7 protein-coding genes are annotated in these 9,019 nt (G+C 69.8%); 2 read left to right on the forward strand and 5 right to left on the reverse strand.

The features are described 5' to 3' along the window. The 3 genes from AB0I23_RS13055 to leuA all read right to left on the reverse strand — a co-directional run bounded on the left by AB0I23_RS13055 (position 1) and on the right by leuA (position 4,975). Entirely contained in the window at positions 1-2,043 is a 2,043-nt protein-coding gene (locus AB0I23_RS13055; protein WP_359109284.1) for an MMPL family transporter, read from the reverse strand. A gap of 218 nt (positions 2,044-2,261) precedes the next feature. Further along, positions 2,262-2,966: a TerB family tellurite resistance protein gene (locus tag AB0I23_RS13060; RefSeq protein ID WP_359109285.1), complete on the reverse strand. Its 705-nt coding sequence runs from the start codon at positions 2,964-2,966 to the stop codon at positions 2,262-2,264. 212 nt (positions 2,967-3,178) lie between these two features. After that, the gene (leuA, locus tag AB0I23_RS13065) at positions 3,179-4,975 is read right to left on the reverse strand and encodes a 2-isopropylmalate synthase (RefSeq protein ID WP_359109286.1); all 1,797 of its coding nucleotides are present in this window, start codon (positions 4,973-4,975) and stop codon (positions 3,179-3,181) included. Between the two features lie 294 nt (positions 4,976-5,269). On the opposite strand from leuA, the gene AB0I23_RS13070 reads away from it, so the two are divergent. Together AB0I23_RS13070 and AB0I23_RS13075 are read left to right on the forward strand one after the other, a co-directional pair. Then, positions 5,270-6,346: a M4 family metallopeptidase gene (locus AB0I23_RS13070; RefSeq protein ID WP_359109287.1), complete on the forward strand. Its 1,077-nt coding sequence runs from the start codon at positions 5,270-5,272 to the stop codon at positions 6,344-6,346. Between the two features lie 118 nt (positions 6,347-6,464). Then, positions 6,465-6,731: a protealysin inhibitor emfourin gene (locus AB0I23_RS13075; protein WP_359109288.1), complete on the forward strand. Its 267-nt coding sequence runs from the start codon at positions 6,465-6,467 to the stop codon at positions 6,729-6,731. A 41-nt stretch (positions 6,732-6,772) separates the two neighbouring features. Here AB0I23_RS13075 and era read toward each other — a convergent pair whose 3' ends face one another. Together era and AB0I23_RS13085 are read right to left on the reverse strand one after the other, a co-directional pair. Then, positions 6,773-7,747, reverse strand: coding sequence for a GTPase Era (gene era / locus AB0I23_RS13080; RefSeq protein ID WP_359109289.1), 975 nt, complete (start codon positions 7,745-7,747; stop codon positions 6,773-6,775). A gap of 350 nt (positions 7,748-8,097) precedes the next feature. After that, positions 8,098-9,019, reverse strand: a 922-nt coding sequence (locus AB0I23_RS13085; protein ID WP_359109290.1) for an RNA-guided endonuclease InsQ/TnpB family protein, incomplete at its 5' end; no start/stop codon positions are given.

Here is a 9,019-nt window from a genome sequence, read left to right on the forward strand (position 1 = left end):
TCACCGGTTCCGTACGAGTTCGGGCTCGCGCGGCCCAGGGGCGGCGGGCGTCCGGCTGAGCTTCCCCGGCCACCAGATGGTGCGCTGGAGCGCCACGCTCGCCGAGGTCACCAGGTAGGTGCGGACGAGGAAGGTGTCGAGGAGGACACCGACCGCGATGACGAAGCCCATCTCGACCAGGCTGACCATCGGCATGTTCGTCAGGACGGCGAAGGTGGCCGCGAGCACCAGTCCGGCCGAGGCGATCACACCGCCGGTGGTGCGCAGGGCGGTGAGTGCGGCAGCGGTCGGTTCGGCGCCGGAGAGCGCCTCCTCGCGGACCCGGTGCATCAGGAAGATGCCGTAGTCGACGCCGAGCGCCACCAGGAAGACGAAGGAGAGCAGCGGCAGTCCGGGGTCGGTGCCTTTCAGTCCGAGGACCGGTTCGAAGACCAGCCCGCCGATGCCGAGGGCGGCGCCCCAGACGGCGACGACGGCGGCGACGAGCAGCAGCGGGGCGACGAGGCTGCGCAGCAGGGCGATCAGGATCAGCAGGACGGAGAGGAGGACGAGCGGGACGACGATCTTCAGGTCCCGGGCGTCGGCCGCCTCCAGGTCCATCTGCTGGGCGCTGGGACCGCCGACATGGCTGCCGTCCAGTCCGTCGCGCAGGGCCTTGATGGCGGCCTGTTCGCCCGCGGACTCGGGGGCGTCGGTCGCGGCGACGGAGAGTTCGGTCCAGCCGCCGCCGCTGCGGCCGCGTTCGACGGCGGCGACCCCGTCGGTGGCGCGGGCCTTCGCCATGGTCTCGGCCACCCGGTCGGTGGGGGCGATCACGGTGATCGGCCGGGTGGACTGCTCGGGGTAGGCGGCGGCGAGTGTCTCCATCGCGGAGATCGAGTCCGGTTTGCTGGTGAAGGAGTCCTCCTGCTTCAGGTTTCCGGGCATGTTCAACGCGCCGAGCGCCAGCGCCCCCAGCAGCACACCGCCGCAGGCGAGCACGGCGACGGGCCGGCGTCCGGCCGAGCTGCCCATCGCGCCGAACAGGGAACGCCGTTGTCCGGGGGTGCTGCCGTAGGCGGGGACGAGCGGCCAGAACACCCGGCGGCCGAGCAGGACAAGGAGCGCGGGCAGCAGCGTCAGCATGGCCAGCAGCGCACACAGCACGCCGACGGCGGCGATGGGGCCCATGCCGCGGCTGCTGGTGAGGTCGGCGGCGAGCAGGCACAGGAGGCCCGCGGCGACGGTGCCGGAGGAGGCGAGGACAGCGGGTCCGCAGCCGCGCAGGGCGGCGGCCATGGCGTCGTACGGCCGTGCGGCGCGGCTCAGTTCCTCGCGGTAGCGGGAGACGAGCAGCAGCGCGTAGTCGGTGCCCGCGCCGAAGACGAGGATGGTCATCACGGCGGAGCTCTGGCCGGTGACGGTGACGTCGAAGCCCCGGTTGAGCCCGTAGACGACGGCCATGGACAGCGCGTCGGCGACGCCCGCGACGACGAGCGGCACCAGCCACAGCAACGGACTGCGGTAGATGACGATCAGCAGGATCGCCACGACGGCGACAGTCGTGTAGAGCAGCGGTCCGCCCAGCGACGTGTAGACCTCCTGGGAGTCGACGATCAGCGCCCCGGGGCCGCCCACCTCGACGCTCAGCCCGCCGCCGCCCTTCGCGACGTCGCGCACCTCGTCGACGAACGCCTTCCTGGCCTCGTCGTCCTGGCCGGGCTCGGTCGACGAGACCGGGTACATCAGCGTCGTACCGTCCTTGGCGGGGACGCCCCTGGGGGTTCCGGTCAGGGTGTGGCCGCCCGCGACCGCGGCGGCCTGCCGGTCCGCCGTGGCCCGGTCGGCGGCGGTCAGGCCGCTGTCGCGGTGGTAGACGAGGACGAGATCGGTGGACTCCCCACCGGGCAGCGCGTCCTGGACCTTCGCCACCTGCGTGGAGTCGGCGCTCGCCGGCAGGTAGTCGACGGCCCGGTTGGTCTGTACGTCCGCGAGCTTGCCCGCCAGGGGCCCGGCGAGCGCGATCACGGCGACCCAGAGCGCGAGGACCGCCCAGGGCAGCATGCGCCTCCGGCTGCCCGTTCGGGACTGTGTGCCGCTGTCTTCTGTTATGGCCCTCATCACGGGCCCCCCTTCGGCCGGTTGTCCGGTACTTGTCCAGACTCCCGGCCGTCGGGGGCCGATTCGTCGCGCCGGGGACCGACTTCGCGGCTACTGCCGGGGTGGGCGAAGGGGCGCCCGTACTCCCGCGGGAGTACGGGCGCGGTGCGGAGCGGTGTATGTCACGAGGGGGTGCGCGCCGCCGCGGCAAGCAGTCGGGCCGTGTCGTCCGGGCAGAGCTGCAGCGCGGCGCCGACCGTGGTCAGCACCTCGCGTTCCGCCTGGCTGTACGGGCCGTCGGCGAGCGCGATCCTGGCGCCCTGCAGGAGGATCGATTCGCGTCCGGCGGGCGCCAGGTGCGGAGCGAGGGGTTCCAACGCCTCGTGGAGCTCGATGGCGAGGGCGGCGCCGCACGCCTCGGCGGCGGCGTCGAACGCGGAACCGTGTCCGATGTCGGCGGCGAGGACCTCGACGACGGTGGAGAGTTGGTCCTCGGTGCAGTCGTCGAAGCCGGCGCCGCGCACGGTGGCCGCCGCCATTTCCAACGCGGTACGGGAGGCGGTGCCACCGGCGGCGAGGATGCCGAGCGCGACGATGTGAACGGCGTCCCGGAGCATCGCGGAGAACCGGGTGGTGGTGGGGTGGTCGAGTGCGTCGGTGTCGTAGTGGGTCCGGCAGGCGGCACATTCGACGACGGGGCCCACGGTGCCGCGGCGCAGCAGTGGCACGCCGAGCACGGCGAAGCGGCGACGGCCGATGAGACGGCCGTAGTTGCGGTCGCCGCCGCAGCCGGGGCAGAAGAACTCACCGTCACCGACGGGGTCCCAGATGGTACGGATGCCGCAGATGCGCAGTTTTATGGCGCGTTGTCCCAGGGCTGACCCCACGTCGCACACCTCCGTAACTCCCCCGTAGCCCTAAGGGCACGGGAGGTGCCCCCTCCGGCAACATTGCCGTGTTGACGTGATGTTAACCACAGTCGTGTTGCGACGTCAGCATCTCGCTCGTCACAACCGTCGGGAGATGGCCGAACCCCGCCCCCCGGATCGGGTGGGCGGGGTCCGTCGGCGTGCGGTTCTACGCCCTTTCGGGCGCGGGGTCAGCGGGTCGCGCGGTTGACCGCGGAGACGACCGCCTTCAGCGAGGCCCGCGTGGTGTTGGCGTCGATACCGATGCCCCACAGGACCTTTCCGTCGATCGCGCACTCGATGTACGAGGCGGCCTGGGCGCTCGCGCCCTCGCTCATCGTGTGCTCGGTGTAGTCCAGCAGACGGGCATCGATGCCGATGGCCTGCAGCGCTTCGAAGAACGCGGAGATCGGACCGTTGCCGGTACCGGTCAGCACGGTGTCCGTGCCGTCCACGGTCGCGTCGACGGTGATCGTGTCCTGGCCGTCGGAACCGGTCGTGGTCTGACCGGAGCGGATCTGTACGCGACCCCATTGAGCCGCAGCGTTCTCCGGGTTGGGCAGGTACTCGTCCTGGAACGTTGACCAGATCTGTGTCGGGGTGACCTCGCCGCCCTCGGCATCGGTCTTGGCCTGAATGATCCGGGAGAACTCGATCTGCATCCGGCGCGGCAGGTCCAGCTTGTGGTCGTTCTTCAGGACGTAGGCGATTCCGCCCTTGCCCGACTGCGAGTTGACCCGGATGACCGCCTCGTACGAGCGGCCGACGTCCTTCGGGTCGATCGGCAGGTACGGCACCGCCCACTCGATGTCGTCGACGGTCTTGCCCTGGGCGGCCGCGTCGGCCTCCATGGCGTCGAAGCCCTTCTTGATGGCGTCCTGGTGGGAGCCGGAGAAGGCGGTGTAGACCAGGTCGCCCGCGTAGGGGTGGCGCGGGTGGACCTCCATCTGGTTGCAGTACTCGCTGGTCCGGCGGATCTCGTCGATCTGCGAGAAGTCGATCTGCGGGTCGACGCCCTGCGAGAACAGGTTCATGCCCAGCGTCACCAGGTCGACGTTGCCGGTGCGCTCGCCCTGGCCGAACAGGCAGCCTTCGATCCGGTCGGCACCGGCCATGATCGCCAGTTCGGCGGCGGCGACGGCGGTGCCGCGGTCGTTGTGCGGGTGGACCGACAGACAGACGTGCTCGCGGCGCGACAGGTTGCGCGACATCCACTCGAACCGGTCCGCGTGCGTGGACGGCGTCGAACGCTCCACGGTGGCGGGCAGGTTGAGGATGATCTCGCGACCCTCCTCGGGCTGCCAGACGTCACAGACGGCCTCGCAGACCTCCAGGGCGAAGTCCAGTTCGGTGTCGGTGAAGATCTCCGGGCTGTACTGGTAGCCGAAGATCGTCTCGTCGCCGAGGATCTTCTCCGCGTACTCCATGACCAGTCGGGTGCCGTCCACCGCGATCTGCTTGACCTGCTCCTTCGAACCGCGGAAGACCACGCGGCGGAAGGTGGGGGCGGTGGCGTTGTACAGGTGCACCGTGGCGCGCCGCGCACCGACCAGTGATTCGACAGTTCGCTCGATCAGCTCCTCGCGGGCCTGGGTCAGGACGGAGATCGTCACGTCCTCGGGGATCGCGCCCTCTTCGATGATGGAGCGCACGAACGCGAAGTCGGTCTCGCCGGAGGACGGGAAGCCGACCTCGATCTCCTTGTACCCCATGCGGACGAGCAGGTCGAACATCTCGCGCTTGCGGGCCGGCGACATCGGGTCGATCAGTGCCTGGTTGCCGTCGCGCAGGTCGGTGGAGAGCCAGCGGGGCGCCACAGTGATCCGATTGTCGGGCCAGGTGCGGTCGGGGATCTCGACGGCCTCGTACCGGCCGTACTTGTGGACCGGCATCCCGGACGGCTTCTGCAGCTGAGTGGCGTTGGTGATCGGCGTGGGGCGGCCGACGGCGTTCTCGGCGGGGCTCTGAGCGGGATTCGCGGCAGTCATGACGTACGGCTCCTCGGGGTCCAGCGGTGGGACGGCCGACTGTGTCGCTGCAACACCAGACTCCGCGGGGAGGGGGTCGGCCTACGACTACAGGCCCTCGCCGCGGCAGCTAAGAAGAAGCAGCCCGAAACGCATGATGCGACGAGATTAACCGAGAGGCGCCTGAGACGTCGGTCGCGTATCAGTATGCGGGACCGGACCTCGGTAACGGGTAAACAGTGACCGATCACTCCATTTGTCCAATCCTGATGGCAAACAGTGACAGAACGACAACGCAGTGCCACAGTCGAACTCATGCAGCCTCGACCTCAGCACGGGTTCCATCCCGTCTTCTGCACGATCGTGCCGCCCCACGTACTCGACAAGCTGTCACAGGCCGACGACCCCGATCTGGCCGGTCCGGCCCGCCGCACCCTGGAGGGCGACGCCGCCCGGCGCACCCGCCGCCAGATGGCCACCCTCGTGACCCCCGCACCCGGCCCCGCGACGCCGGGCCGGCTGTCCGACAAACCCGAGCGCACGCTCTACGACTGCCGCCACAGCACGCAGCTGCCGGGCTTCAAGGTCCGCGGCGAGGGCGAGGAGCCGACGAGGGACGCGAGCGTCAACCGCGCGTACGCGGGACTCGGCGCCACCTTCGAACTGCTGCTCACGGCGTACGGCCGTCATTCGATCGACGGCAACGGGCTGCCGCTGATCGGTTCCGTCCACTACGACGAGAAGTACAACAACGCCTTCTTCGACGGTGAGCAGATGGTCTTCGGCGACGGGGACGGGGAGATCTTCCTCGACTTCACCGTCGCCATCGATGTGATCGCCCACGAACTGACGCACGGGCTGACCCAGCACACGGCCAACCTGAGCTATTTCGGCCAGTCCGGCGCGCTCAACGAGTCCATGTCGGACGTCTTCGGCTCCCTGGTGAAGCAGTACTCCCTGGGCCAGACCGCCGACCGGGCGGACTGGCTGATCGGCGCAGGTCTGCTGGCCCCCCGGGTACGGGGCGTGGCGTTGCGCTCGATGAAGGCGCCCGGGACGGCGTACGACGACGATGTGCTCGGCAAGGACCCGCAGCCCGCGTCGATGGAGGACTACATCCACACCACCGACGACAACGGCGGTGTGCACCTCAACTCCGGCATCCCGAACCGCGCCTTCTACCTGTTGGCCACCGCCCTCGGCGGCAACGCGTGGGAGCGGGCGGGACAGCTCTGGTTCGACGTCCTCACGGGCCGCCGCCTGGCCGCGGACGCGGAGTTCACGGACTTCGCCCGGCTGACGGTCGAGGCGGCAGGGGCCCGCTTCGGGGAGGGCGACGAACTGGAGGCGGTACGGAAGGCATGGTCGGAGGTGGGCGTGCCGTCCGCGTAGGCCCGGTCACGGTTCCTGTCCTCGACCGCCGGAGCCCGGCCAAGAAACAGGCCTCTCCGGCGATTGAGGAGCGGGGTCCGGGGAAGAGCCCCGGAAACAACCCGAGAGGAGTCGGACCATGCGGATCCAGGTCACCCGCACCGGCGGCTTCGCCGGCATCGCCCGCCACCGCGAGATCGACACCTCGGATCTCACCGACGCGGCGGAGTGGGAAGCCCTGGCCGAATCCGCACTCGCGGCGGGCCGCGGCACTCCACCGCCCGGGGTGCCGGACGGCTTCCGGTACCGGATCACGGTCGACGGCCGCACCGCGCACTGCGCGGATCCGCACCTGACCGACGCCCAGCGCGCACTGATCTCACGCGTCCTCGAGGAGGGCGCGTGAGGTCGACGCACAGCTGACCCGCCCACGGACTCCGCAGGCGCTCAGAACCCCAGCTTGCGCAGTTGCTTCGGGTCGCGCTGCCAGTCCTTGGCGACCTTCACATGCAGGTCCAGGAAGACGGGCGTGCCGAGCAGCGCCTCGATGTGCTTGCGCGACTTCGTGCCGACCTCTTTCAGCCGCTTGCCCTTCGGGCCGATGATGATGCCCTTCTGGCTGGGCCGCTCGATGTACACGTTCGCGTGGATGTCGAGCAGCGGCTTGTCCGCGGGCCGGTCCTCGCGCGGCAGCATCTCTTCGACGACGACCGCGATCGAGTGCGGCAGCTCGTCACGTACGCCTTCGAGCGCGGCCTCCCGGATCAGCTCCGCGACCATCACCATCTCGGGCTCGTCGGTGAGGTCGCCCTCCGGGTAGAGCGCCGGGCTCTCGGGGAGCAGCGGCGCGATCAGGTCGGCGAGAAGGCCGACCTGGCTGTCCTTCACCGCGGAGACCGGAATGATCTCCGCCCATTCGAAGCCGAGCTCCTCGCCGAGGCCGGAGACGGCGATCAGCTGTTCGGCGAGCTGCTTGGAGTCGACCAGGTCGGTCTTGGTGATGATCGCGATCTTCGGGGTCTTCTTGATGCCCGCGAGTTCCTTGACGATGTACTTGTCGCCAGGGCCGAGCTTCTGGTCGGCGGGCAGGCAGAAACCGATGACATCGACCTCGGCCCAGGTGGTCCGCACGACGTCGTTCAGCCGCTCGCCGAGCAGCGTGCGCGGCTTGTGGAGGCCCGGGGTGTCGACCAGGATCAGCTGTGCGTCGTCGCGGTGCACGATGCCGCGCACCGTGTGGCGGGTCGTCTGAGGCCGGTTGGAGGTGATCGCCACCTTCTGGCCGACCAGAGCGTTCGTAAGGGTGGACTTGCCCGCGTTGGGGCGGCCCACGAAGCAGGCGAAGCCGGCCCGGTGGGGGGCGTTGTTCTCAGCCTGCTGCGCAGCAGCTTCTGGGTTCGGTCGAGCGCTCATGGCGCCCATTGTCCCCGATCCCGGCGGCCCCGCCGCACAGCGGGCGGCCCACTGTCGTCCCGGGCCGTACGGATACGGCTCCGACGGGCCCGTATCCACATCCCCGTGCCCCCGCCGACGATCACCAGCAGGACCGCGGCCATCAGCCAGGGCAGGGCGATGTATGAGGCGGCGGCGGACTCGCGGGTGTCCGGGGCGCTCGCGCCCTCCTCCCCCAGTGACGACGAGCGCGGTGACGCCGAGCGCGGCGGCCCAGCGGCGCCTGCGGTCCGGGTGTCTACGGGCGGCGGATCTTCGAATGGTCGGATGCGTGGTCGGACGCGTGACTCCTCCCCCTCATAAATTGAGGGGGCTTCTCGCTATGCCGGTTGGGCTTCGCGACGGACCAGCCCGGCCCGTAGAACATTGAGAGCCCCGACTGTGTCCGCGTGCGCGCTGTGGCCGCACGAGACGCAGTGGAACTTCTCCTGCGTGGGCCGGTTCTCCTTGGCGGTGTGCCCGCATTCGGGGCACCGCCGGGAGGTGTTGCGGGGGTCCACGGCCATCACTTCCCGCCCGGCACTCTCAGCCTTGGCGTTCAGGATCGCGAGGAACACCCCCCAACCGGCATCGTTGATCGAGCGGTTCAGCCCGGCCTTCGCGGTGGCCCCGTTGCACAGGAAGGCGCCCGGCCGGTCGGGGTCCGGCTTCGGTGCGGGAGCCTTGCTCATGTTGCGGATCTTGAGGTCTTCATGCGCGATGAAGTCATGTGCGCGGACCAGGGCGAGGGCGGTCTTGTGCGCGTGATCCAGGCGCTGACGGCGCACCTTGCCATGCAGACTGGCGACCTTCTCCACGGCCCGCCGGTGGTTGGCGGTGCGGTCCTTCGCCTTGCGGCGCGGGAACCGGGACAGCGCCTGCTGGGCGGCTTCGAGCTGCGCGGCAGCCCTGCGTCCGTGCCTGGGATTCTCTACGAACCCGCCGCCCGAGTCGGCGAGGAAGTTGACTATGCCCAGGTCGATACCGACCACGCTGCCAGTCTTGGGCAGTGGTTCGGGCTGTGGCTGTTCGGCGGTCAGCACGACGAACCACTTGCGGCCCTCGCGCTTGACCGAGACGGTCTTGACCTTGCCGGCCACGGGCCGGTGCTGGTGCACCTTGACGTGCCCGACGCCCTGCAGACGAACGCGGGTGACCGGGTCGTGCGGGGTGGAATCCCACCGGCAGCCGTCGCCATCCTTGGGAAAGTCGACCGTGTCGAACCAGTTGACCCCACGGAAGCGCGGATACCCCGGCGTCCGG

Source organism: Streptomyces atratus, from assembly GCF_040655115.1.
GTDB lineage: Bacteria > Actinomycetota > Actinomycetes > Streptomycetales > Streptomycetaceae > Streptomyces > Streptomyces atratus_D.

Coding starts and splice junctions, on each gene's coding strand:
- AB0I23_RS13055 (WP_359109284.1), bottom strand. CDS start 2,043: ATGCTGCCCTGGGCGGTCCTCGCGCTCTGGGTCGCCGTGATCGCGCTC.
- leuA (WP_359109286.1), bottom strand. CDS start 4,975: ATGACTGCCGCGAATCCCGCTCAGAGCCCCGCCGAGAACGCCGTCGGC.
- AB0I23_RS13070 (WP_359109287.1), top strand. CDS start 5,270: ATGCAGCCTCGACCTCAGCACGGGTTCCATCCCGTCTTCTGCACGATC.
- AB0I23_RS13075 (WP_359109288.1), top strand. CDS start 6,465: ATGCGGATCCAGGTCACCCGCACCGGCGGCTTCGCCGGCATCGCCCGC.
- era (WP_359109289.1), bottom strand. CDS start 7,747: ATGGGCGCCATGAGCGCTCGACCGAACCCAGAAGCTGCTGCGCAGCAG.